The sequence below is a fragment of the Colwellia sp. BRX9-1 genome, from assembly GCF_014077195.1.
In the GTDB taxonomy this organism is placed as follows: domain Bacteria; phylum Pseudomonadota; class Gammaproteobacteria; order Enterobacterales; family Alteromonadaceae; genus Colwellia_A.
This window is the reverse complement of record NZ_JACGVM010000108.1, coordinates 1-237: the sequence shown is the minus strand read 5'-3', so window position 1 is coordinate 237 and position 237 is coordinate 1. Positions and strand designations below refer to the sequence as shown.

The 237-nt window shown below is 39.7% G+C and carries 1 rRNA gene; it reads right to left on the bottom strand.

What is annotated here, in order from left to right:
- Positions 1–148: 148 nt before the first annotated feature.
- Positions 149–237: ribosomal RNA gene (locus H4J76_RS19680) — 23S ribosomal RNA — on the bottom strand; the annotation flags it as partial.

Here is a 237-nt window from a genome sequence, read left to right as displayed (position 1 = left end):
CGCTAGACAAAAAGGTTACAATCTTGAAAGCTGTTGCTCGTTAGAGCTATAAATATAAAAGCGTTTTCTTATTCAATTCATTACAGTGCGTGAAGTTATTCTGTCAGTCTTCTACAAACACTTCGTAGTAAAACTACTTGGGTGTTGTATGGTTAAGCCTCACGGGCAATTAGTATCAGTTAGCTCAAGACCTCGCAGTCCTTACACACCTGACCTATCAACGTTGTAGTCTCCAAC